At 57.4% G+C, this 25,651-nt stretch carries 12 protein-coding genes; all 12 read left to right on the top strand.

The genetic code is table 11. The features are described 5' to 3' along the window. Positions 1-92 precede the first annotated feature (92 nt). The 12 genes from hflX (at position 93) to COA55_RS14730 (ending at position 25,523) form a co-directional block, all read left to right on the top strand. Positions 93-1,466, top strand: coding sequence for a ribosome rescue GTPase HflX (hflX, locus tag COA55_RS14785; protein ID WP_063538486.1), 1,374 nt, complete (start codon positions 93-95; stop codon positions 1,464-1,466). Between the two features lie 37 nt (positions 1,467-1,503). Continuing rightward, on the top strand, positions 1,504-2,676 hold the full coding sequence (gene hflK / locus COA55_RS14780; protein WP_290502756.1) for an FtsH protease activity modulator HflK: 1,173 nt from the start codon (positions 1,504-1,506) through the stop codon (positions 2,674-2,676). Then, on the top strand, positions 2,676-3,743 hold the full coding sequence (gene hflC / locus COA55_RS14775; RefSeq protein WP_290502755.1) for a protease modulator HflC: 1,068 nt from the start codon (positions 2,676-2,678) through the stop codon (positions 3,741-3,743). Before hflK ends, hflC begins: the two co-directional genes overlap by 1 nt. A gap of 326 nt (positions 3,744-4,069) precedes the next feature. Beyond that, the gene (locus COA55_RS14770) at positions 4,070-4,543 is read left to right on the top strand and encodes a DUF11 domain-containing protein (RefSeq protein WP_063518607.1); all 474 of its coding nucleotides are present in this window, start codon (positions 4,070-4,072) and stop codon (positions 4,541-4,543) included. A 161-nt stretch (positions 4,544-4,704) separates the two neighbouring features. Beyond that, entirely contained in the window at positions 4,705-7,641 is a 2,937-nt protein-coding gene (locus COA55_RS14765; protein ID WP_290502754.1) for a hypothetical protein, read from the top strand. Positions 7,642-7,759: 118 nt separating this feature from the next. Continuing rightward, a complete protein-coding gene (locus COA55_RS14760) occupies positions 7,760-14,044 on the top strand; it encodes a hypothetical protein (protein WP_290502766.1) in 6,285 nt (2,094 codons plus the stop codon). Continuing rightward, positions 14,041-14,625, top strand: a complete 585-nt coding sequence (locus tag COA55_RS14755) for an OmpA family protein (RefSeq protein ID WP_290502753.1) — start codon at positions 14,041-14,043, stop codon at positions 14,623-14,625. The genes COA55_RS14760 and COA55_RS14755 overlap by 4 nt, the downstream gene beginning before the upstream one ends. A gap of 4 nt (positions 14,626-14,629) precedes the next feature. Further along, positions 14,630-17,485 carry a hypothetical protein gene (locus COA55_RS14750; RefSeq protein ID WP_290502752.1) on the top strand — a complete coding sequence of 952 codons (2,856 nt, stop codon included), beginning with the start codon at positions 14,630-14,632 and terminating at the stop codon, positions 17,483-17,485. A 3-nt stretch (positions 17,486-17,488) separates the two neighbouring features. Next, complete coding sequence (locus COA55_RS14745) at positions 17,489-22,468, top strand: CshA/CshB family fibrillar adhesin-related protein (protein ID WP_290502751.1); 4,980 nt, start codon at positions 17,489-17,491, stop codon at positions 22,466-22,468. Between the two features lie 353 nt (positions 22,469-22,821). Beyond that, positions 22,822-23,013, top strand: a complete 192-nt coding sequence (locus COA55_RS14740; protein ID WP_063518840.1) for a DUF2065 domain-containing protein — start codon at positions 22,822-22,824, stop codon at positions 23,011-23,013. Continuing rightward, positions 23,014-24,189 carry an ATP phosphoribosyltransferase regulatory subunit gene (locus tag COA55_RS14735; RefSeq protein WP_290502750.1) on the top strand — a complete coding sequence of 392 codons (1,176 nt, stop codon included), beginning with the start codon at positions 23,014-23,016 and terminating at the stop codon, positions 24,187-24,189. Between the two features lie 41 nt (positions 24,190-24,230). Beyond that, positions 24,231-25,523 carry an adenylosuccinate synthase gene (locus COA55_RS14730; RefSeq protein ID WP_290502749.1) on the top strand — a complete coding sequence of 431 codons (1,293 nt, stop codon included), beginning with the start codon at positions 24,231-24,233 and terminating at the stop codon, positions 25,521-25,523. The last annotated feature ends 128 nt before the right edge of the window (positions 25,524-25,651 follow it).

Genomic DNA, 25,651 nt, shown 5'->3' with positions numbered 1-25,651 from the left:
TCACTCTAATCCACGAAGAACCTGTGCATTTCCTGCCTTTCCACCATCATCCTGGTTTAAACTAGGGCCACCTGTCCCCATATCCGGATCCTATGGAATTATTTGATCGTACAGAGCAAACACGTACCGAAGCGGGTGAGCGGGCGATTCTGGTTCATCTGGAGCTGCCCGATGCCATGGGGCGTGAGGATCTGGACGAATTTCATCACCTGGTGACCTCCAGCGGCGTGCAGCCGGTGGCCGAGTTGACCGGCAAGCGCGACCGCCCGGACCCGGCCCTGTTTATCGGTACCGGCAAAACCGACGAGTTGGCCGCCATGGTGAGCGAGTACAACGCTGACGTGGTGCTGTTCAATCATGCACTGAGCCCGGGCCAGGAACGTAACCTGGAACGGGTGGTGAAATGCCGGGTGCTGGATCGTACCGGGTTGATTCTCGATATTTTCGCCCAGCGGGCGCGCACCCACGAGGGGCGCTTGCAGGTTGAGCTGGCGCAGTTGCGTCATTTGTCATCCCGCCTGGTGCGGGGCTGGACTCACCTGGAGCGCCAAAAAGGCGGTATCGGCCTGCGTGGCCCGGGTGAGACCCAGCTGGAAACGGATCGCCGTTTATTACGTGACCGTATTCGTGGGATCGAATCGCGCCTGGACAAGGTCCGTAAGCAGCGCGCTCAAGGCCGCCGGGCACGACAGCGCTCGGAAACCCCGCTGATTTCCCTGGTGGGCTACACCAATGCGGGGAAATCCACCCTGTTCAATGCCATTACTACTGGCGATGTCTATGTGGCGGACCAGTTGTTTGCCACCCTGGACCCGACCCTGCGCAAGGTGAAGGTGCCGGGCGTCGGCCCCGCCATTCTGGCGGACACCGTGGGCTTTATTCGTCACCTGCCGCACCGGCTGGTGCAGGCATTCCGGGCCACCCTGGAAGAAACGGTCAACGCGACCCTGTTGTTGCACGTGACCGATTGCAGTGCGGAAGAGCGCGACAGCAATGTGGCCGCCGTCGATGAAGTGCTGGAAGAAATCGGTGGTGACAAGCTGCCGGTGCTGCATGTCTATAACAAGGTCGATAACCTGGACCAGGCCCCGCGCATTGAGCGAGACGAGCATGGCCAGCCCTGGCGGGTATGGATTTCCGCACAGACCGGTGACGGCTTCGACCTGTTGTTTGAAGCCATCGCGGAACGGCTGGCGGCTGGCTGGGTGGATTGCTGGGTGCGATTGCCGGCATCTGCTGGGCGTCTGCGTGCACGCTTGCATGAGGCTGGAGAGGTGCTGGAAGAGCAGACCGCCACCGATGGCGGCATGTTACTGCGCATCAATGTGAATCGGGTGCACTTTGAGCGCCTGCTTCGTGAACAGGGATTAAAAGAGGAAGAGCTGGTAATTCCGGCCCCTGTGGTTGCAGGTGACGACACCCCTTCCTACAATTCAGAACGCTCGCCAAACGCGAGTCATCATTAGGCTGGAGCCCATTGGCTCTGGCGGACTGGAGATCTACATGGCGTGGAATGAACCCGGCGGCAACAAGCCGAAGGACCCTTGGGGTGGTGGTGGCGACCAGGGGCCGCCGGACCTGGATGAAGCCCTGAAAAACCTGAAAGACAAGATCAATAATGTTTTCGGCAGCAAGGGCGGCAAGCCCGGCGGTGGCGGAAGCAGCAGTGGCGGCGGGTCTCCCTGGCCGGTACTGATCATCGCACTGGTCATTGTGTCTATCGGCTATGGCCTGATGGGGTTTTTCCAGGTGGATCAGCGCGAACGCGCCGTGGTGCTGCGGTTCGGTAAGTTTGATCGCATCGTGGAGCCGGGCCTGAACTGGCGGGCGCCCATTCTGGAGCAGTACGAAAAGGTGGACGTGGGCCAGAACCGCCGCTACGAGATCACCGAGGAAATGCTCACCAAGGACACCAACATCGTCAGCGTGACCTTGCAGGTGCAGTACCAGGTGCTCGATCCACGCCCGTTCCTGTTGAAAGTTGCGCAACCGGAAGAAATTCTGGAACACGCTACCAGCTCGGCCTTGCGCCATGTGGTGGGGTCATCCTCCATGGATGATGTACTCAAGGATAACCGTGAGGCGATCCGGGTACAGGTTCGCGAACGGCTTGATGAGTACCTGAATCGTTACGATACCGGCCTGGTTCTGCGCCAGGTGGTGCTGGATAAAACCGAAGCGCCGGATGCGGTTCGTGATGCCTTTGATGATGTATCCAAGGCGAAAGAAGACGAAGACCGCTTCAAGAAAGAAGCCGAAGCGTACAGCAATGCGGTGATTCCCCAGGCCCGTGGTGAAGCCCAGCGTATTGAGGAAGAAGCCTTTGCCTACAAGCAGCAGGTGATTGACGAAGCGAAGGGTGATGCCAATCGCTTTACCGACTTGCTCACCGAGTATCGCAAGGCGCCGGATGTGACCCGCGAACGTCTCTACCTGGAAACCATGACCCAGGTGTTCAGCAACACCAGTAAGGTACTGGTGGACGTGGACAAGGGTGATAGCCTGATTTACCTGCCGCTGGACAAGTTGATGAAGAACCAGGACGGCAAGGTTAAGGTGCCGAGCCAGAGCGCAACGTCTTCCGGCTCGACCTCAAGTGCCGGCGCAGATGATGGTGGCAGTGGCCGCAATACCGGTCGCAGCCTGTACAACAACCGAAACCAGGAGCTGCGCTAATGAATAATCGTGGATGGATGGCGCTGCTGGCTCTGGGTGTGCTGGCATTGTTGGCGCTGGATTCCTTTTTCATCGTTAACCAGAAAGAAAAGGCGGTGCTCAAGCAGTTCAGCCGGATCGACAAGACTGACATCGAGCCGGGCCTGTATTTCAAATGGCCGCTGGTGGAAGAAGTGGTGAAAGTGGACGGGCGCGCATTGGTCTATGACGTGCGCAGCCAGTCATTCCTGACAGCCGAGAAGAAACTGCTCAACGTGGATGCATTCGTGATCTGGCGTATCAGCAACGTACAACGCTATATCGTCAGCGTGGGGGGCGGCTCTTCCAATGCCCAGGTGATGGAGCGCCGCGCCCGTGAGTTGCTGGATCCCCGTGTGAACGAAGGGCTGCGTAACGAGTTCGCGTCACGCACCGTGTTCCAGGTAGTGGCCGGTGAGAGCGACGTGGAAAAAGTGGAAGGTGACAAGGCGATTATCCGTGACCCTGCCACCGGTGAAACGGTGGAAGTGCCAACCGACCAGCTGGATGAATCCGTGCTCCGTGAGGCCAAGGCAGCTAAAACGGATAGCGATTCTGATTCTCCGGTGCCCAGCGTGGCCAACGATCAGCGTGAAGCGTTGATGGACCAGGTGCGTGATGAGGTGAACAAATCCACCCTGGAAGATCTGGGTATCGAAGTGGTGGATATTCGCGTCAAGCAGGTGGACTGGCCGGATCAGGTCCGTGGCCGGGTGTTTGACCGGATGCGGGCGGAACGTCAGCGAGACGCGGCCGCACACCGTTCCCAGGGCCGTGAGGAGGCAGAAAAAATCCGTGCCTCTGCAGACCGTCAGCGCACCGAGACATTGGCCCAGGCATATCGCAAGGCGCAAAGCTCCCGCGGTGAAGGGGATGCGGAAGCGGCCGCGATTTACGCTGAGGCCTACAATCAGGACAAGGAATTCTTCCGCTTCTACCGTAGCCTGCGTGCTTACTCGGAGAGCTTCGATCAGCCCGAGGATGTGCTGATTCTGGAACCGGACAGTGATTTCTTCCGCTACCTGAACGGGACGAAAGGCAAGCCTTGATGTCCTCGTTCGCTTAAGCACAAAAAAACCGCCTCTGGCGGTTTTTTTGTGGGCGGGAGTGATGGGCTCCCGGTAAGTTGTTGTTTTTAAATAGATGAGGCGAGAGATTCGCGCTGAATGTGTTCTTTTTGTGTATTTTTTACATTCTGTTCACACACATTGACTGATTTATGTGCAAAATGCGCACTGGGTCACATAGTGCTTAATTCTTATCTGAGCGTGTGTGACTCGGGCTTTTGATTTTTTTTGCATACTGGGGTATGCCGCATTGTGTCGGTGTATAGGTAAAATCAGGGCGAAGCCCTGGATGTATCGGGGATTTATTCATGAAAAAACGGATCATTTCGGCTTTGGCTGTGCTGATGTCTGCCGCTGTGTGGGCCGATGCACCCTTGTCCAGTCAGATGGACTCCTACCTGGTGACTCACGAAAACGGCAAGGAAGTTGTTGTTGAAGCTGAGCAGGCCAGCCCTGGAGATATTGTCGAATACCGTCTTACCTACACCAATAATAGCGATCAGCCGCTTTCCGGCCTGGTAATCACTGGCCCAATCCCTACCAACACGGTTTATCTCAAAGACAGTGCTGCCACCCAGGTGAGCGCCGATTTCACCGTCAGCATTGATAACGGCGACAGCTTTCAGGCTGAGCCGGTAACCAAAACAGTCACTGGCGAAAATGGCCAGTCCAAGAACGTCGAGGTTTCTCCCAGCGACTACACCCAGGTGCGTTGGCAGCCCAAAGGCAGCCTGCAGCCTGACCAGGTGCAGCAATATCGCTATCGGGTAACGGTGCAGTAGCTCCGGGAGAAACAGACGTGGGATCGAAAGATCCCGGGAAGTCTTGCACGAGCGACTTGATGTCGTGATGGGGGAGCGGCCCGCTACTGGGAGGGTCGTTCTGGCAAGGCTTTCAGATGCAGTAAAGGTCCAAACTTAACTTCAATTTAAGGAACACAGCCATGAAGCAAGCCTTTGCAAAGGGCCTGTTGTCTGCGCGTGTGTCTGCCACGGCCATGGGGTTGGGGTTGGTGCTTGCCGCTGGGCAAACGCTGGCTTACACGCCTGCCGGAACGGACATTAATAACCGTGCAACAGTGACCTACCAAGACGCCAATGGGAATGAGTATTCGGCGCAATCCAACGAGTCCTCGGTGACAGTGAAAGAGGTCTATTTCGCCGATCTGGAACAGGATGGCGAAAAGTTAGGTGCACCGGGTGAAACCGTGTACTTCTCGCACATCTTGACCAACAAGGGTAACAGCAGTGACGGCTATACTGTTGGGGCTGAGGATGATGACTCTGCCGCTGCCTATACCGTATACCGTGATACCAATGGCAATGGTGTGCCAGATGCCGGTGAAGATGTGGTGACTTACGTCAGCCTGAACGCCGATGAGCAGGTGGACCTGGTGGTTGCTGTGCCGGTGCCGGCGAATAAGGAAGCGGGTGATGAAATAGATGCCACCCTGACGGTCACGTCGGCCAATGGTGACGTTAATGACGTTACCGATGCAGGTAATGGCGCAGACGGATTGGAAGGTACCAACAACGACAAGGTGATCGTTAGTACGGATGCGGTACTTCAGCTGAGCAAGATGGCATCTGTTTCCTCCGCAAAGGCTGGCGATACCATTCGCTATACCCTGCAATTGACCAACACCGGCGGCAGCCCGGCCACGGATGTGATCATCGCTGACCCGATTCCTGCGGGCACGACCTTTGCTCGCATCGTTGCCGTTAACGGTCTGCTGGCGGGTAACCTTGATGATTGGATGGATGAAAACGGCGCTTGGCAGAACTCGCCGGGCGCAGCCTATCCTGCCGCTGCCAACCTGGCCTTGATTGATGAGGATGGTGAAGATCTGGATGGCAGTGGGGCCTCCGATGGTACTGACTTGCCGGGTATCCGTTTCCGCGATAAAGAAATCGGTGTTAACACCACCGTCACCATCGTCTATGAAGTGACCGTTGATGCTGCTGCAAGCGCGGGTGACAACATCCGTAACACCTTCATCGCTGGCGTTGATGGCAATGGTGATGATGAGCCTGATAACCGGAACAAATCCAACACCACGACCACAACGGTTACCCAGGTCGCTGATGTTGACGTCACGGATACCGGTGATGCCGCAGATGATGACGGGGCTTTGAATGATATTGCAAAGCAGGACTCTGCTGCTGCGGGTGCAGTGGTGACCTTCGCCAACATTGTCGCTAATGGCGGTAATGGTGCCGATTCTTTCGACCTGGCCATCAATAACGATGCGGGTGCGGGCTATGGCGGCACTGCAACTGTTCCTGCGGCAGCGGTCGCATTCCCAAGTGGTACTGTGTTCACCTTCTGGGATGAAAACAACAATGTGCAGTTGACCGATACCAATGGTAACGGCATTGCGGATACCGGCTCCATTGATGCCGGCGCGGATCGACGCATCACTGTGCGTGCCAAGTTGCCCGCCAATAGTGGTGCAACTTCAGGCCCTTATGTTGCCACCATGGTCGCCACGTCTTTCGGCAACAACACTATTAGCGACGACAAGCTGGAAGTGCTGGGCGAAATCACTGCGCCTTCTGTGGATTTGGCCAACAGCCACCCCGCACTTGTGGCCGCCGCTGGCGATGGATCCGCCGATGCATTCGCTTCGGGTGCTCCCATTAACACCAATGACACTGTTGCAGTAGGTGGAGTAGCCACTTTCGATCTGTTTGTCGCCAACAACTCCGGCAATCCGCAGTCCTTCACGTTGGGTGCCCAGCTGCCTGATGGCTGGTCTGTCACCTTCCAGGAAGTGGGCGTGGACCTGGATCCTGACGGTAGCGACCCAGGCTTGCCGGATGGGACGGTTGATACTGGTAGTGCCGGCACAACGGTAACATCAACACCTAACCTGCCAGCGGGTGCGATTTACCAGTATAAGGCGTTGGTACAAGTATCATCCGTGGTGGATGAGGCTCTGTCCGATTTTGTCGGTACCGTTGACAGCTCTGGCGAAAATCAGACAGATGGTAATACCGATAGCGACGGAGATTACCCGGTGGTCTTCACCGTGCAATCTTCTTCGGATGTCGATGTTAAAGACAAGAAGCTGGATGCGGTGGATGTGATTGCTGCTCCCAGCCTGTCGGTTACCCCGGATGGTTCCAACCAGGTGCAGCCAGGCGGTAACGTGGATTACTCCCACATCATCGCCAACAACGGCAACACCACCGAAGAGGTTACCCTTACCACCACGAACTCCCTGGTGGGCGATGGCTGGAGCAGTAATACCCAGCTGTATGTAAACAGCCTGGGGGCGTGGGTTGAACTGTCAAACCTGTCGTCAGGCTCGGTGAGTGTTCGTGCTCCCAACGGCTCACCCATCACCGTGGACGTGGATAACAGTGGTGCTGACACCGTAGTCACCCTGGAACCTGGCCAGCGTTTGGATGTGCAAGTCACTGTATTCGCACCGTCCAATGCGCCTGCCGGTTCTGTGGATACCTATACCTTGAGCGCCGCCGGTTCCGTGTCTGATTCCGCCACGGATACCACAGAGGTGGTTGTTGGCCAGGTCCGTCTGAACAAGCAGGCAGCCGTGGACACGGACTGCGATTGCTCCGCAGACACGGCTTTCCTCGATGTACAAAGCGCTAAGGTAGAGCCTGGGCAGTGTGTTATCTGGAAACTGACCGCGACTAACGAAGGTGCGACCGCAGCACAGAATGTGGAAATCACCGACGAAGAGACGGAATTTACCACTCTCCAGTCGGCGGAAGATGCCACTGCAACGGTTGCATCGACAGATTCCGGCTTGACGCTTTCCCCCAGTATTAGCCTGCCAACCATCCAGTGGGAAATTGGTACGTTGGCGTCTGGTGAAAGTTCTACAGCAAGTTTCTGTGTAGAAGTGGAATAACGCTCCCCCAAGTTAAGCCCTCCTCCCCTGTGGGGGGGAGGGTTTTTCCAGGGCGGGTGCGCTCGTTCTGGAAAAGCCCTGAGGCTAGAAAAACTAACAAGCCAGGATGATATTGAACGTGCTTTGTGCCGCTTTTCGCAGTGTTGTTGCTACCGTGCTGGTGTTAACCAGCATGGCGCTGCATGCTGCCACGGCGCCGGGCACGGCCCTACTCAACCAGGCGGAGCTGCGTTACTTTGATCCGCTCAATGGCCAGGTTTTACGGGTGCTATCGAACACCTCGCGGGTGATGGTGGGGGAAAGTGTTGCTTTTGCGTTGGATGACGACAAGACGCGCTTGGTGTCGCCGGGGCAAACGGTCAATATCGAGCACGCGCTGATTAATACCGGCAATGTGATCGACAGTTACTCACTGGTGCTGGCTAACTTGGCCGGTGATGCGGGAGATCTGCAGGGACTATCTGTCTATCTGGATATCAATGGCAACGGCCTTGCCGATGCCGGTGAAGCGGCAGTTACCGAGCTGACTCAAATACAGCCAGGGGAAACGGTGGCGTTGGTGGTTAGTGGCGCGGTTCCGGCCAGCCTTCAGCAGGGTCAGGAAATACGCTTGTCACTGGAGGCCACTTCCCAGCGCGATAGTTCGCAAATCGATGTGGTGACTGACACGGTGCTGGTGGCGGACGGGGCGTCCTTGGTGCTGAGTAAATCCTCCAGCCAAAGTTGTGATGTTCCGCTGGCGGAAGGGGCGACCCTTGAGTATCAGCTTTCCATTACCAATGCGGGAAATTCATCACCGCAAGAGCGGCTTATCCAGGTTGCAGGCCAGCCTGAGCAAGGTGTTCTTATCGAAGATCTATTGCCCGGTAACGTCACGTTGGTGGCCGGCTCGGTATCGGCGGTTGCGCCGTTACAGGCGCTTCCGGTGTTACATTTCAGCGGCGATGCCCAAGATGTCTGGCAACCTTACGATAGCTGGAACGGAATGGGGGCAGTAGAAAAAATTGGTCTGCTGATTCCTGCTAGCGGAATTCGTAATAACCAGACCGGCAATTTCAATTTCCAGGTGCGGGTAAATAGCGGCCTGACACAGGGCACTGTGCTGTTTAATCAGGCGCGTGTGGATCTTGACGGCAACGGTTTTATCAATGGCGATGATGTGGAGAGTAATCGGGTTTGCAACCAGGTTGCCGCCACGTTGACGCCGGAGATTACGTTTCAGCGCCCGGCTAATCATGTGTACCAACAAAACCGCGCGCCCCATCATAGCGATGATGCAGATTTCGTTGATGCGGTGATTTATCCGCTTGTTCCAGAAGAATCGCAGCGGATTTTGCTGGATGGGGCTTACTTGCGGGTGACAGCCTCACAGTTGAATCAGGTATTAGCGGATGAGGATTTTGTGCAGACCACGCCGTCCGGCGAACGTTTGCTGCAGGTGTCGCTATTGTCACGATTAACCGGCGATACGGTGCGTATGGCGGTGAGGGAAACTGGCGTGAATACCGGAGTGTTCCGCAGTGTATTCCCGTTGTCGCTTAATGAAGACCGGCTTGGCGCAGGAGGCCTGTGTCCGGCAGGAGCGAATGCGCAATCGCTGGCACAGTATTCTGATAGCACCACTTTGAGTGACGTATTGGGCTTGGGTTGTGTATTGCAGTCAGGCCCGCAGGATCGGATTACGGCGACGTTTTCTGTGCCGACCTACGCAGCTGATGGCAGCGTGGTTAATGTGCAGACGGTCACGGCCTTGGCAGCGGTTGATCCGGCAGGAACGGTGTTTGATGTCAGCAATGGCCGCCCGGTGCCGGGAGCGGTTGTGGCCATGTATCAGTCTCGCCAACCGTTTGCTGTTACCGGTGCAGCCAGTTGTGCTGCGTTGCCGGAGAGTGCCTATGAGCGTGCCCTGCACCCTTTCACCGGCGTAGTGCTGGATGATGAACATACTGATACGGCTACGGCAGATAACACTCTGCAGGTCGGGCGTTATCAATTTCCGTTGGCAACGCCTGGGCATTGTTATTACCTGGATGTGGTGCCTCCGGCAGGTTATACCTTCCCGTCCAGTCGCCCCCCTGCGGCGGCCAAGGCATTTTATCCCAACATAAGCGAAAGCTCGTATGGTTTGGGGGGGTATGACCCGACCACTGCACCGCTAGGGCGTGCGGCGGCCCGCGCTGCCAGCGCCGATAATAATGGTGCTTTCTTGCTGGGGGGGACGGATGTTTTTGTGGATATTCCGTTGGACCCGAGCAGCACGACGACTGCCGGTATTTTGCTGCTGGATAAGCAGGTGGAAACGGATCAGGCCGCCGTTGGCGATGTGTTGGCGTACCAGATTGATCTGACCAGCAATCATGATGCAGACCTGTTTGCGGCAGAAATTGTTGACCGGCTGCCCTACGGGTTTCGCTATATCGAGAACAGTGCCTGGTTGGAAATTGGCGAGCGCCGGATTGAAATGCCTGAACCTGCCAATAATGGTAGCAACCAACTCACTTTTGCCGTTCGCCAGCAGACATCTGCCGGCCCGCAGCCTTTGCCGATTGCTCCGGGTAGCACGGTAACCCTGCATTACGGTCTTCGATTGTCGGCGGGCGCGGTAGATAGTGATGGTATTAACCGGGCGGTCGCTTCTGCAAATACTGGCTCGGGCTTTACCTATTATTCCAACCAGGACGAGGTGCAGGTAAAGGTGCGCAATGAGGGCGTACTGTCTGACCAGGCCATGGTCTTCGGTAAAGTGTATGTGGATGCCGATTGCAACAACCTGCAAAACGACGGTGAGTACCCCGTCGGCGGGGTGAAACTGTATTTGTCCGATGGGTCCTGGGTGATTACTGATGAGAATGGCCAATACACCTTGTATGGCCTGCGTCCTGGATTGCACACCATCAAGGTTGATCCTCTGACCTTGCCGGAAGGGTTGAAACTCAAGCCGATTGATAACCGCCACGCTGCCGACCCGCAAAGCCGCTTTCTTGATCTGACGCCGGGGGAATATCACCGTGCAGATTTTGCGGCCATGTGCCCAACCGCTGAACAGCGTGATGCTCTGGTGAAGAATTTACAGGCCCGTAACGCCTCCCTCAGCGGTGACTGGATGCTGGATGAGGCGGCGCGTTTTGACCCGTTGCGTGAAAACAACAGTAACAACCGTTTGCGCCAGGCGGATGGTAGTGGTGACCTGGGTAGTGGTGTTTACACTCAAACCGGTGATGCCAACCTGACAGAAGTCTGGGAGCAGGTGGGCCGCAGCCAGCAGGGCGAACAGAGCCTGTCGGTGGTTGGTGCGGAGCCAGAGCGGAAGATGGTTGAAACCAAGATAGCGGCGGAAAATGTTACCCATGAGCAGGGGCAGTCCGGAACCTGGCTGTGGCCGCTGGAAGGTGTCAGCCGTGATGGCCGTTTGCAGGTTGCGGTGCGCGGTGGGGTAGAGCCCGATTTGTATGTCAACGATGAGAAGGTATCGCGCAGTCAGCTGGGTGAACAAATTCTCAATCGTCGAGAAAAGACCCAGGTGTTGAGCTGGTATGGGGTGCCTTTACAAGAAGGCGACAACAAGGTGGAAGTGAAAACGCAGGACATGTTTGGCAACGAGCGAGTGCTGGCGTCTACTACCCTCTTGCGTCCTGCGGCCGCCCGTAGCCTTATGCTGGAACCGGCAGCACAAACCCTACCAGCAGACGGTGGCCGTTCTACTCTGGCGATACGAGTAAAGATGCTGGATGGCCGTGGCAATCCAGCACGCGGTACTTACTTCGTGACGCTGGAAAACGACAAGGGTGCGTGGCTGGAAGAGGACCTGCAACCGGATACCGCTGGTTACCAGATCCGTGTGCGCGATGGCGAGGGTGTCGCCCACCTGCGTAGTACCGAATACACCGGTCCGGTGCGGCTGCGCGCGACGGTGGATGAATTCGCGGCTAAGGCCACGGTTGAGCAAATTGCCCCGCTTCGGCCTCTAGTGGCAACGGGTTATGTGCAGCTGAAGCAAGGGTTTGGTGGCAACTTGCGGGATAACGGTAATGCTCCCACTGAGCTGGGGGATTCTTTGCCGGAAGAAGGGTTGGATGCCAATGGTGCGGTATTTGTGAAGGGGGCGGTGCGAGGTAATGCTCATTTGACCCTGGCCTATGACACGGATAATGACCTGGACGATGATGAAGAGATTCGCCGCGATCTGAACCCATCTGATTCTTACCCCATAGCCGGGGATGCGTCCGTGCGTGGCTACGATGCCCGTAGCCGCAGCAAGCTCTACGCCAAGCTGGAAAAAGACCGCAGCAGTATCATGTGGGGGGATTACCTCACTGACCCAAATTATGAAGTCCAGGATCTGGGGCGCATACAGCGGACGCTGACCGGGTTGAATGGGATTTATGAAAGTGATCGTGCCCGCTTTCAGGTGTTTGGTGCGCGCCCGGAATACGAACAGGTTAGTGAGGAAATTCGGGGTAATGGTACGGCCCTGCTGTTTACGTTGAGCAGCCGCCCGGAACGGGATAGCGAAACGTTGGAGCTGATTATTCGTGACCGGGACAATCCGGGGCTGGTGATTTCCGTGCAACCGCTGACCCGTTATGTGGATTACTCGGTGAACTATTTCACGGGCGATATCCGTTTCCACGATGTGATTCCCACCGTGGATGAAAATCTGAATCCGGTGTACATCCGCGCAAGCTATAACGTGGAAGCCAGCGACGCTGAAGAGTACACGGTGATGGGGGCCCGCGCCCGCTATCAGCTTAATGAGCGCCTGTCGGTTAGTGCCAGCCGCACCCGTGATGAACACGATGTAGAAGGTTTCGATCTACGCAGCGTGGCGGCGGAATATGCGCTCAGCGAGCGAAATCGTTTGTACGTGTCCTCCGCAACCATGGAAAACAATGACGACGATAGTGAAGGGCGAGCGTTCAGTTTTGGCAGCCAGTGGATATGGCAGAACGGTTCGCAGACAGATTTGCGGTGGGCCCGTGCAGAAGCAGGCTTCCGCAATCCGGCAGCCGGGATTGTCGAAGAGCGTCAGGAAATGCGTCTGAACCACGAGCAGAAATTGACGGATACGGTGTCTGCGGACCTTGAGGCGATCCACTCGGAATCCCTGGATACGGAAGAAGCCCAGGGTAGTGTGGCCGTGCGTGGTCGCAAGCAGCTTGGCAGTACCCAGCTTGAGGCTGGGGTCAGAGGCATTGAGCAGACCGATGAAAATGGTAACGACGAAGAGTTCGGCACCTGGATCGTCGGGGCGAACCAGGCCGCCAGTCTATTCGGCAAGCCGCTGACCCTGGGGGCGGAATACGAGCAGGCTTTTGCGGATACGGAGCGCCGTCGTATTGCCGCTGATGCGGACCTGGGCATCACCGAAAAAACCAGCCTGTACAGCCGCTACGAAATGATTAATAGCCTCAGCGGCATCAACTTGCTGGACAATAGCACCGAAACCCGGCAGTTCACCTTTGGGGTTCGCTCTGCCCTGACCCGTAATACGGATGTGTTTTCTGAATACCGCTTACGCGGTGCCCAGGACGGCCGTGATGTGGCTGCAGCCAATGGCGTACGTTCTGATATTGAAATCGAACCGGGGCTGACGATTTCGCCGTCGGCAGAATGGATCGAAACGCTTGATGGCAACACCAGTCAGGACTCCACGGCGTTGTCACTGGCGGCGGAAGATCGCCGTAACCCCAACCGCCGCACGCTAGGCCGGGCGGAAACCCGCTTCGGCGATGAGCGTACTTACTATGGTCTCAGTGCGGCCAACATCTGGCGAATGAATGTGGATTGGTCGGCGGTGGTTCGTGATGATTTGCGTCTGCAATACTTTGATGCACAAGCCAAGCAAGGTGACAACATCGTGACTCTGGGTGCAGCGCGCCGTCCACGTTTGGATAACCGTCACCACATGCTGTTCATGTACAAATGGAAAACCCAGTGGGGAGGCGATAGCGGTGCAGACCGTCGGGTGCATATTGTTTCCACGCATCATAACTATCAGCCCCACGACGACTGGATTTTCTCCGGTCGGCTGGGAGGCAAATGGCAGACCACAGAGTTGTATGAGCTGGATGTGGATACGGACGCTTATGTGGCCGATGGACGAATCATCTGGGATATGACACGTCGCTTTGATCTGGATGTGCATGCCGGGGCATTGACCACCGAGGGCGTCGAAGAGCGCCGCTACAGTTTTGGTGTAGGCGTCAATGCCTTGATTCGCCGCAACCTGCGCATGGGTGTGGGCTATAACTTTACCGGTTTCCGTGACGACGATCTGGACCCGGAAGGCTACAACGTGGAAGGCCTGTATGTGGGCCTGGAATACAAGTTTGATGAAGATGATCTGGGCTGGCTGGGCAGCAAGGCGGCGGGTCAGCGAAGCTATATGGGAGAGGCACGATGAGTCGCTATATGACGGCCGTGTGGCTGATGCTGGCAATCGTATTGTCCGGTTGTGTCAGTACCGAGGCCCTGTACGCAGAATACGATGAGGCGTGTCCGGTACAGGCCCGAGTAACAGATACAGGGCTTGTTATGGTGTCGGCGATGGCGTCTGCGGCAGAAGGCGAGCTATGGGAACCTGCGGTGTATTTCGGCTTCGATGACGGTGGCCTGACCGATGAAGAGCGCTCCCGGTTGGATCGTAATCTGGCGATTCTTAAACAGTACCCGGTGTTGCAGGTTAGTGTTCAGGCGTTTACGGATCAGCTGGGAAGCAGCGCTTACAACCGTCGGTTGGCAGAGCGTCGCATGCAGCAGGTCAGCGAGTATTTACAAGTCAACGGGTTGGATGCGGCCAGAATCAAGATGGCGGCGCTGGGCAAGGAACTCCCGATCTTGCCGGGCAAAAGTGAGCAGGATCGAATCGTCAACCGTCGCGTTGAGTTGATGCCGCTGGACGCGCAGGGGCGCCCGCTGGTGATGCGGGTGGATTTCGACAACAGTGGTGGTGATAGTTTTGTGCCGCCCGAGCCGGTGAGGTAACGGCATGGGGGATGTGCGCGCATCGCTGCTGATTTTGGCGATCATAATACTGTTACTGCCTGCCAGTGCTTTACAGGCTGCTGCACCAGCGGCAGGCACGGTGATCAAAAACCAGGCGTCGGCCAGTTATCGCGCCTGCCTGGATGATAACTGTGCGCAGTTAGCAGAGATGCAGCGTGTCACCTCCAATCTGGTAGAAACCCTGATACAGGCCGTGCCGGGCATCGAGCTGGTCAGCAATCAGACTCGGCCCGGGCAGCCGGGTGGCGTGGCGTACTTCCCGCACACCCTGACCAACACCGGTAATGGCCGTGATGATTACGCGCTCTGTATCGATAACGAGCATGCCAATATCGATAGCTGGACGGTATACCCGGATGCCAATGGAGATGGTCAGCCCGATGCAGGAGCCGCCAGCCTGTTTACTGATGGCGACCCGGATGGTTGCTGGGATTCTCACACTCCGGATCTGCTCGCCGGGGAAACCTTTGCGCTGGTGGTGGAAGCACAGGTCAGCGCGACCGCGTTGGTGGGGCAGATGCTCACTCTGGATGTGCAGGCCACCAGCAACAGCAATGCGCTGCTGAGTGCCAGTAACACCGACACCATTAATCTGATTGATGGCCCGGTATTGGAGCTGGTGAAATCCCTGAGCCTCAGCGAAGGCCACTCACCGTCCGGCCCGCTCACGGTGACACTGACTTACCGCAACCCATCTAACCAGATTGCCACCTCCGTGGTGATTGAAGATATCCTGCCCACCGTGTCGGTGGATGGAGTGAGTGCGGGGATGAGCTATGTGCCTGGCTCTGCTCGCTGGAGCGTGACGGGGAATACCGTACTCACCGATGACGACGATGGTGGCCAGGGCAGCGCCCCGGATCTGATCGACTTCTGTGCCTATGACCTTGCTGCCAGCAACACCGATTGCCATGACCGGGTACGGGCTGAACTGGATCAGCTGTTACCGGGTGCCCAGGGCACCTTGACGTTTGAGGTCAATATCGAGCCGGGCCTGGCAGCGGGTGACCGGGTGCGTAACCTGGCCAGTGTGGCTTACGACAACCAGGCTGGCGATGCCAGCTTCGGCCCCTTTGACAGCAATACGGTGAATTACCGCATCATTGCCCACGCCCTCGCGCCTGCGGTGGTGGCAAATAATGATACTGGCGATAGCCAGGCCGGCGAAGACGATAGTAATAATGCTGGCAACCGGGTAGAAATGCCCGCCATTGGCCAAGGTGGTGTCGTGCAGTTCGTCAACGTGATCTGGAATCTGGGCGACGGTGAAGACAGCTTTGATATCCTGATCGACGCCACCAACGACCGTTTGGGTAGCCCACTTGGCAATCCCTTCCCTGCGGGCACTGGCTTTCTGTTGCTCAAAGGCGACGGTGCCACCCCGTTGGTGGACACTACCGGCAATGGCGTGGTGGACACCGGCCCGATCCCGGTGCCGGTGGCGGGCAGTTGCCCGGCCAGCTTTGTGCATGACAGCACTCAGCAGCGCTGTGGTCTGCGGGTGGTCTTGCAAACCACACTCCCCCCGGATGCTACCGGCGGCCCCTTCGAGGTGACCAAGATTGCCCGCTCGACACTGGATGCACAGGTCAGCAATGCGGCCACCGATGTGCTGCTGGGTATCACCAGTAATAGTGTGGATGTGACCAACGACACCCCTGTCAATGGCAGCGCGCCGGGTGAAGGCGCCGGCCCGGAAGGGGCGCCTGTACAAACCCTCTCCATTGCACCGGGCAACAGTGGCGTGCTGACGCTGGTGATCAACAACACTGGCGTCAGCCAGGACAACTACGCACTGGCGGTCAGTGATAGTTTACCCTTTGTGGCCAATCAGCTGCCGGCCGGGTGGCAGGTGGAGTTTTTCCAGGATGGTGGTGGCGCAGATTGTTCCAGCCTGGGGGCAGCCATGGTACAGACCGGGTTGATCCCGGCAGGGGGGCACCGGCTGGTGTGTGCCCAGGTGAGTGTTCCGGCAGGAGCGGTGGGCGGCGTGGCCGAAAGCCTGTACTTCCGGGCGTTGTCGCCTACCAGTGGCGCCAGTGATATCAAGCACGATGCGGTGATGGTGGCTCAAGGGCCAGCCTTGTCGTTGACCCCGGATCAGACCGGCCAGGTTGCCCCCGGCAACACCGTGACCTATACCCACCAGTTGGCCAATACCGGCAATGTCCCACTGACCAATGTGTTGCTGAGCGGGGAACCGGATGCCTCCCTGGATGACGGCTGGTCCGTGGTGCTGTATGAAGACAGCAACAATGATGGGGTCTGGGACCCGGCAGATACCCTGATTCAGACCGGTGTGCCTTTGGCTGATCTGGCCGTCAATGAAACCCGCACGGTATTTGCCAAAGTGTTTGCGCCTGCAACAGCCGCGTATGGCATCACCAATGTGAAAACGCTGACCGCCACAGCAGAAGGGGCGTCTTTGCCTGTCACTGCCAGTGCCACGGACACGACCACCACGAGTAATACCAATGTGGCGGTGACCAAGGAGCAGGCGCTGGACGCAGATTGTGATGGCATTGCGGATGGCCCGGATAGTTGTACGGGGGCTGGCTGCTTTGTCTTTACCCGTTTTGTGGTGGAGCCGGGCCAGTGTGTCATGTACCGCCTGACCGCCACCAACACGGGGGCGCAGCCTATGCATAACGTGCTCATTCATGACCGCACCCAGCCCTATACTACCTATTACAGTGATTCGGAATCCTGCGTGTCTCCGCTGGGCTGCGCGTCGGTGAACACCCCTGCGGATGGGGCCACGGGAGATGTTACCGGGGATGCTGGCTTGCTCGGGGCGGGTGAGAATGCGGTGCTGATTTTTGGTCTGCGGGTGGAGTAAGCCATGATGATGCCATTCAGACTCTCCCGATGGATTCACCGAATTATTGCGCTTGCACTACCCGTGGTGTGTACGCTGACCAGTGCGTCGGCGGTGGCGGCGGTGCAGCGCGGGTTTGTCAACCTGAGCTTTGAGGCACCACAAATTTCAACCGGCTCTCCTTGTCGTGCCTCTATCGGCCACGACCTGATTCCAGGCTGGATTACCGATCACCCTCTCGATAACCAGAACGTGAGTTGCCCTCCGGGATACAGTGGGCCTGCTTATTCCGGCAATGCGCGTCTTATTGAGATGTGGCGCGGACCGCGTGAACTGAGTTCTGGTCAGGGAAATATCGCGGCAAGAAACGGGCAGCAGTTTGCTGAACTGAATGCCGAGGCGTTATCCAAACTGACTCAGGATATCTGTTTGATCCAGGGGGAGCAGGTGGCGTGGCGTTTCAGTCACAACGGCCGCAACTCAAGCCCGGATTCCATGGTGTTCAGTGTTGGCAGTCAAGACGTTATTCGCGCGCGGACCAGCCGTACCGGTAGTGGCAATGTTCAGAATTGCTATTCAGGAACCTGTAACCCGGTGCAATCGCAACAGATGACAACAGGTGGGCGTACTCGCTGGGCCGATTATAGCGGTACCTTCACCTATAGCGCTCCCACGGGCGATACCGTAGTGGGGTTTGAAAGTGCAGGTGGTTCATCCACCAATGGTAACTTTCTTGATGATATTCAACTGGTGTTGAAACCGGTTATCGAGTTTCAATCGCAGCAATACCAGAGCACGGAAGGTGCAGGCACCGCGACCAACATGAACGTGGTGGTTATCGGCACCGTACCAGCGGGTGGGCTGACGTTGAATTTTGAAGTGAACCCGGCGTCGACTGCGGTGCTAGGGACGGATTACTGGATCGATGGTGGCACCAATTCCAGTTTCTCTATCCCGGTTCCGGCGGGAGAATACGAAGAGTATCTCGTTGAAATTCCTATTACGGTCCGTGCGGAAAATGGTCAGATTGACGCGGATAAATGGTTTGAAATCGATCTCGCCGAAAGCCCCGGGGACTATAACCTGGTTTCCAGCTCCGCGTGCGGAGCGGCGGGAAATGCCTTGTCACGCTTTACGGTGCTGGATGCCCCGGTGTTCTCTGGCCATATTTTTGAAGACGATGGCTCTGGTGTTGGAGCGACCGCCGGCAATGGTTTGAAAGAGGGCAGCGAAGCAGGCTTTGATGCCGTCGGCGTGCGTATCCTTGGCAAGGATGGTGGTGGGCAATGTGACGCAGGCACCGTGCTGGCGCAGACGCAGACCGATGCGAATGGTGCCTGGCAGATACAATTGTCGGGCGAATATGTCGGCGATTCCGTCTGTCTGGAAACCGACGCGCCCTCCTGGGGCTATGAATCCACCAGCGAATCCTTGGGTAGTGCGCCGTCGGGGCAGGTCACGCTAGGGTCTGCCAGCGATGATCGTATGGAATTCACCGTCCCGGAAGGGGGGGGCGAATGGGCGGACATGAATTTTGGCGACGAAAGATTGCCGAACATGTGTCACCCCCAGTCCATGAGTATGCAGCTGGGTGGGCATGCCTCCCGTAATGGCAGTAACGGGGAAATCACCTTGACCCCAGAAGCTGGCAGTCGCCGAGGTTATGCCTGGTCAGAAAGCCAGATCAGCTTGCTGTCCGATTTCACTCTGGAGTTCAACGTATACCTGGGAACCCGTAATGGCGATGGCGCGGATGGTATCGTTTTTGCCTTCCAGGATGACCCGGCGGGCAATGCCGCAGTGGGTGAGTTTGGGGGGGCGTTGGGTGTCGGTGGATTGTCTCCGGCGGTGGCCGTCGAGTTTGACACCTGGAATAACGGTAGCAATTTCAACGATATCGGCAATGATCACACCATGATCTACAACCCGGCGGGCTATGGTGAAAATAGTGCGGATGGGCATCAATATAGCCCGACTTACGATTTGGGAAATATTGAAGACGGGAATTGGCATAGTGTCCAGCTAACCTGGACCGCATCGACCAATACCTTGGCTTATTCCTTTGATGGCAATCCTGTTACCACCACCGCTGTGGATTTTGTTAATGATGCTTTTGGCGGCGATCCGAATGTTTATTTCGGTTTTACTGCGGCAACCGGCGGTTCTTACAACGAACAAAAAGTCTGTATCACCGATGCTCCGCCCCAGGTGCAGTCTGACTATGGTGATGCCCCGAGCAGTTTTGGTGAGCCTTCCCATATTCTCGGTAGCAGTTTGGTGTTGGGAACCAATGTAGACGCAGAGACCGCCGGTTATAACGACGTGAATGCCGCCGCCGATAATTTCGATGATGGGGTGACATTGCCGCCCGCTCTGCCCAGCTCTCTGCCTATTGAAGTCGAGGTGCAGGGTGACGGCGGTTATTTGCAAGCCTGGGTTGACTGGAATGGCAATGGCACTTTCGATGACCCGCAAGAACGAATTGCCACTGATCTTCAGGATGATGATAACGATGGGATTATCTCGGTGGTGGCCGATTATTCCGGCGCGGTCGCCTCAGGAGATACCTATGCACGCTTCCGCTGGTCGTCCCAACCGGGGCTGGATGCCACCGAAGGGGCCGTGGATGGAGAGGTGGAAGATTATCGGCTGACAGCACGTTCTGTGGTGATGTGTGAAACGGGCTCGGAGAGCACCGGTGGCGGGATCGCCAGTGGTGGAAATGGCCCCTACCGCGATGCGGTTTACTGGCTGGACTGGAACTGTTTGGGCAAGGCCACGTTCGATCCCTCTGAGATCGTCATGAAAAGTTGGGTATTTGGCCCCGTTGAAATCCGCGCAACGATTTCCGATATTACCGCTCCTATCGAACCGTACAACACGGGTAATTGGGGCGGAGACTTGCTCGATGACCTCTACAGCGGGGTGAATCCTATTGGGTTGGGCAATGCGGACGGTAACAACCCGGAGTTCCGCATTGACTGGCAGGTCTATCTGGACGGCAATCCCATTCCGGCGGAAATCATTATTGCTGATGCGGAAGATACCGACGATAACGAATCGATGTATGCGCAGACGAATGGTGACCCGTGGGAATTGTTTGCAGTGGCGCCTGGCACCGATGATTTGCAGGTGCGATTCGAAAACGGTGCTTCTCGCATGGTCATCAGCTCTGTGCCTGGGGATGGTGTTGGCAGCTTTCTGGCCATGACTCAAGGGGTCACGACAACCCAGCACGTTATTGATACCAATGGCGGCCAGGCCATGGCGTTTGGCGTCTTTGTCCAGAAAGACCACGGCGATATTGTTGCTGGCTACCCGGAAAGTGGCGGTCATTTTGCGTCTCAAGTTGCCCAAGGGGGCGGTAAGCCGACGGCCGATACAGACATCACAACCATTTCTCTGGCCACTCTGGAGGCCCCCAGGCCCTATCTGGGGTTGATTCCTCCAGGTCCAGAAGAAATGGATCAGAACTCTGTGGAAGCGGATGCCGATGGGGCGGAAGAGGATGGAGTCAGTTTCTCTGCACTGGTGCCGGGGAGTCTTGCAACACTGGATATCATTGTGACGGAAAACACCCCGGGGCAAGGCTACTTACAGGGCTGGATCGACTGGAACCGCAACAATGTGCTGGACGATAGCGGGGAACAGGTTGCGCTGAATGTGCAGGATAATGGCCCTCAAGACAGCAACCCCGCGGTGGGAGAAATCCGGCTTGGTATCTTTGTTCCCCTGGGGGCTTTTGTGGGCGACACCTATGCCCGTTTCCGTTTTTCCAACACGTCGGATGTGCCAGCTGCGGGCATGCTGGTCATCGGTGGTGAAGTCGAAGACTACAAAGTCAATGTGGCGGCTGCGGCAACCGCTGGCCTGCTGTCCGGTTGGGTATTTGAAGATAATGGAATAGGTGCCATCGCGCATGATGGTATCAAGGGCAGTGATGAACCGGGTCTGGCGGATGTGCCGGTGACGCTATACCACGATGTGGATAACAATGATGAATGCAGCGAGTCTGACCCGGTGTTGGCGTCAACCATGACTGAGGGTGATGGTGCCTGGCTACTGGTGGCGGCACTGGCCGATGTGGGCAAGCCTGCATGCTTACATGTGGGCACACCAAGCGGTTTATTATCAGTCTCTGAAAACAGTGGCTCTGCGGGTGTAGGCATTAACCTCGGCGCTGCCAACGATGATGTGATGACCTTGAGTATTCCGCCCAGCGGAACCGACTGGGAAGGCATCCTGTTCGGTGATGCAGGCCTGCCGATTCTGGAGCCGGATCAACAGGGCGTGATTGCCGCAGGAGGGAGTCGTTTCTATAGCCATCGTTTCACTGCGCGTAGTGCCGGTGAGGTGGATTTCGCATTGGGCGCGGCAGCCACCAGCCCGGTGGTTCCAGCCTGGAGCGACACCCTGTACCGTGATGACAACTGTAATGCTGAACTGGATGGCGCGGATGCGACACTGCCGCTAACCGCTGTCTCCGTGACAGCGGGCGAACAGCTTTGCCTGCTGGTCAAGGTCTTCGCGCCGGGAGATGCGCCGGTGGGGGCGCTGCATCAGCGTCCGCTTTTGGCGACACAGGCCTATACGGGTACGGCGTTCCAGGCTTCCGCCCAAGTCGTGGATACCACCCGTATTGCTGCGGGCGAGCTGGAACTGGAAAAACGGGTACAAAACCTGACTACAGCAAGTAGCGAGGGCACGAGTAACCAAGCGTCACCGGGTGATGTGCTGCGTTACCGCCTCATTTTCCGTAATCAGGGCAGCAGTGCCTTGACTGACGTCGTCATCAGCGATAGCACTCCAGCCTTCACTTCGCTCAATGGTGCTGTGTCCTGCCCGGTATTACCGTTACCTACGGACCTGACAGGGTGCGCAATTACTACGCCGGATGGAGCCAATGCAGGTGGTTACCAAGGGGCTTTGGAGTGGACGTTTACCGGTGAATTGCAGCCCGGGGCGGAAGGTGTGGTCAGTTACGACGTCAAAGTTGATGAGTGACCGCCCTTCCTCCGCCAGGTTTTTGAGGTTTTCTCTTCTGGGGACGCATGCTGGACGGAGCCCTATACGGTAGCCAGGGCGAGAGGGTGGCCTTGTCGCTCGGGTGGCGTGTAACGGTGCTCAACAGCACGGTGCGTCGGTAATCCCGCTGGGTTTGGGGCAGGCGCTGTCAGTGAAAGGCCGAGATAAGGGGAATCAAGGGGTTGTCCGTTACGATGTGAGGGTGAATCCGTAGCGGATTTGGCTACGCTGATCCATCCGTCGGTAACCTATCTGCCACGGGGAGACCGTGGTAGAATGCCGCAACCGGGCGCGCAGGCTCCCGGTTTTTTTGTGGCTGTCTGGCAGGAACAATGGATTTCAGTTTATTGATCAAGGCGCTTTGTCTGGTGTTGATCATAGAAGGCCTTCCGCTGTTTCTGGCGCCTGTGCGTGCGCGCCAGGCAGCACTTCAGGTGGCGCGTCTGGATAGTCGCCTGCTGCGAATTATGGGGCTGGTGCTCATGGTATTGGGTGCGGGCCTGTTATTACTGATGCGGTCGTAAATGATGAATCAGGAAGAACAGTGGCTACTGCCCGACGGGGTAGAAGAAGTCCTCCCGGGTCGCGCCCGGGCCATCGAGCAGCTGCGTCGCCAGACGCTGGATCTGTATCAGCGCTGGGGTTATGAACTCGTATTCCCGCCGTTGATCGAGTTTATGGAATCCCTGCTGAACGGCGGTGGCCGAGATCTGGAGCGGGAAACCTTCAAGATTACCGACCAGCTCACCGGGCGCCTGATGGGTGTCCGTGCGGATATTACTCCGCAGGTGGCGCGTATGGATGCCCACAGTCTGCGCCGCAATGCCCCTTCCCGCCTATGTTACTGCTCCAGCGCCCTGCGTACCCGCCCGATGGTGGCCGGTGGCACACGCCTGCCTTATCAGCTGGGCGTGGAGCTGTTCGGCCATTCCGGTGCCGACAGTGACCTGGAAGTGATCTCGCTGCTGCTGGAAACGCTGACGCTGTCAGGTGTGGACCAGCACGTGGTGCTGGATCTGGGGCACGTGGGGTTGTTCCGTGGCCTGCTCGACAGCTGTGATCTGAGCGACAGTGAGCAGAGCCAGCTGGAAGACATTTATGTCCGCAAGGCACGAGTAGAGCTGGACACCTTCATTGCCAGCCATGATATGCCTGCCGCTGCCGGCAAAGCCCTGGCAGCCTTGCCCTGGTTGGCGGGGGGCGTGGACGTGCTGGCCGAAGCGCGGGCGCTGCTGTCGCCTTTCCCGGGTGCTATGGCGGCACTGGATGAGCTGGCGGTGCTGGTCGATGTGCTGGGTGCCCGCGGTGTGCAATTGCACCTGGATCTGGGTGAGCTGCGCGGCTACCACTATCACACCGGTTGCGTGTTTGCCGCGTACCTGCCCGGTGAGAGTGAGCCGGTGGCCAAGGGCGGCCGTTACGATCACATTGGTGAAGTCTTTGGTCGGGCGCGGCCGGCCACCGGTTTCAGTGCAGATTTGAAGATGCTGGCGGAGCGGGCGGAAGCTGCCGCGCTCACCGGTATTTTGGCGGAAGGTTCGCTGCAGGACGCCACCTTTGCGACCACCGTTGCCGCCCTGCGTGAGCAGGGTGAGCGCGTGGTGCTGGCCTTGCCCGGCGCCGATAATGACCCGGCCGAGCTGGGATGCCAGCGTCGCCTGGTCGCCCAGGCCGATGGCTGGGTTGTGACCGACCTTTAAACCGAATTTCCTTTTTCCTGAACAGATGGCAGCAAGCAATCATGGGTAAGAACGTAGTCATTCTCGGCACCCAGTGGGGTGATGAAGGCAAAGGCAAGATCGTCGATCTGTTGACCGATCAGGCTTCACTGGTAGCCCGCTTTCAGGGCGGCCATAACGCCGGCCACACCCTGGTGATCGATGGCAAGAAAACGGTCCTGCACCTGATTCCATCAGGCATTCTGCGCGAAGATGTGCAGTGCCTGATTGGTAACGGCGTGGTGCTTTCCCTGGAGGCGCTGCTCAAGGAAATCGGTGGCCTGGAAGATCAGGGTGTGCCGGTACGCGAGCGTCTGCGTCTGTCGGCGGCCTGCCCGCTGATCCTGCCGGTACACGTGGCGCTGGATCAGGCCCGTGAAGCGGCCCGCGGCAACAAAAAAATCGGCACCACCGGCCGTGGCATTGGCCCTGCCTATGAAGACAAGGTGGCTCGCCGGGGGCTGCGCCTGGGTGATGTGTACCAGCGCGAGCTGTTTGCCGCCAAGCTGGGCGAAGTGATGGATTACCACAACTTCGTTCTGCGCAGCTATTACAATGCCGAGCCAGTGGATTTCCAGAAAACCCTGGATGAAACCCTGCAACTTGGCGAAGACGTGCGCAGCATGGTCACCGATGTGACTGCCGTGCTGCACGGTGCCCGCGAGCGCGGCGAGAACATCATGTTTGAAGGCGCCCAGGGCACCCTGTTGGATATCGACCACGGTACCTACCCGTACGTGACCAGCTCCAACACCACCGCCGGTGGCACTGCCACTGGTACCGGGTTCGGCCCGCTATACCTGGACTACGTGTTGGGTATCACCAAGGCCTACACCACCCGGGTGGGCAGCGGTCCGTTCCCCACGGAGCTGTTTGACGAAAATGGCCGTTACCTGGCCGAGAAAGGTCACGAGTTCGGTTCCACCACCGGCCGTGCCCGTCGTTGTGGCTGGTTCGATGCGGTGGCACTGAAGCGTTCCATCCAGATCAACTCCATCACCGGCCTGTGCCTGACCAAGCTGGACGTGCTGGATGGCCTGGAAGAAATCAACATCTGCGTGGGCTATCAGGATGCGGCGGGCAACTCGCTGGAGTGTGCCTGGGATGCGGACAGCTACGAAGAAGTGAAGCCGGTATACGAAAGCCTGCCGGGCTGGTCGGAGTCTACGTTGGGTGCCAAATCGGAAGATGATCTGCCGGCCAACGCCAAGGCTTACCTCAAGCGGATTGAAGAAGTGACCGGTGCGCCCATTGATATCATTTCTACTGGCCCGGACCGGGTGGAAACCATCATCAAGCGCCACCCGTTCTCCTGAGCCAGGTGCAAACGAAAAAGCGGCCCACGGGCACTGCTGTCCCACAGTTGAGGGACAAATGAAAAAGCCTGAACCGAACTGGTTACAATGATTCTGCGAGGAAAACATTGTGATCAGGGAGGTTCAGG

Source organism: Alcanivorax sp., from assembly GCF_002733835.1.
In the GTDB taxonomy this organism is placed as follows: Bacteria; Pseudomonadota; Gammaproteobacteria; order Pseudomonadales; family Alcanivoracaceae; genus Alcanivorax.
The sequence above is the reverse complement of the archived record's forward strand: the minus strand, read 5'-3'. Positions and strand labels throughout refer to the sequence as shown.

Coding starts and splice junctions, on each gene's coding strand:
- hflX (WP_063538486.1), top strand. CDS start 93: ATGGAATTATTTGATCGTACAGAGCAAACACGTACCGAAGCGGGTGAG.
- hflK (WP_290502756.1), top strand. CDS start 1,504: ATGGCGTGGAATGAACCCGGCGGCAACAAGCCGAAGGACCCTTGGGGT.
- hflC (WP_290502755.1), top strand. CDS start 2,676: ATGAATAATCGTGGATGGATGGCGCTGCTGGCTCTGGGTGTGCTGGCA.
- COA55_RS14770 (WP_063518607.1), top strand. CDS start 4,070: ATGAAAAAACGGATCATTTCGGCTTTGGCTGTGCTGATGTCTGCCGCT.
- COA55_RS14765 (WP_290502754.1), top strand. CDS start 4,705: ATGAAGCAAGCCTTTGCAAAGGGCCTGTTGTCTGCGCGTGTGTCTGCC.
- COA55_RS14755 (WP_290502753.1), top strand. CDS start 14,041: ATGAGTCGCTATATGACGGCCGTGTGGCTGATGCTGGCAATCGTATTG.
- COA55_RS14750 (WP_290502752.1), top strand. CDS start 14,630: ATGGGGGATGTGCGCGCATCGCTGCTGATTTTGGCGATCATAATACTG.
- COA55_RS14745 (WP_290502751.1), top strand. CDS start 17,489: ATGATGATGCCATTCAGACTCTCCCGATGGATTCACCGAATTATTGCG.
- COA55_RS14740 (WP_063518840.1), top strand. CDS start 22,822: ATGGATTTCAGTTTATTGATCAAGGCGCTTTGTCTGGTGTTGATCATA.
- COA55_RS14735 (WP_290502750.1), top strand. CDS start 23,014: ATGATGAATCAGGAAGAACAGTGGCTACTGCCCGACGGGGTAGAAGAA.
- COA55_RS14730 (WP_290502749.1), top strand. CDS start 24,231: ATGGGTAAGAACGTAGTCATTCTCGGCACCCAGTGGGGTGATGAAGGC.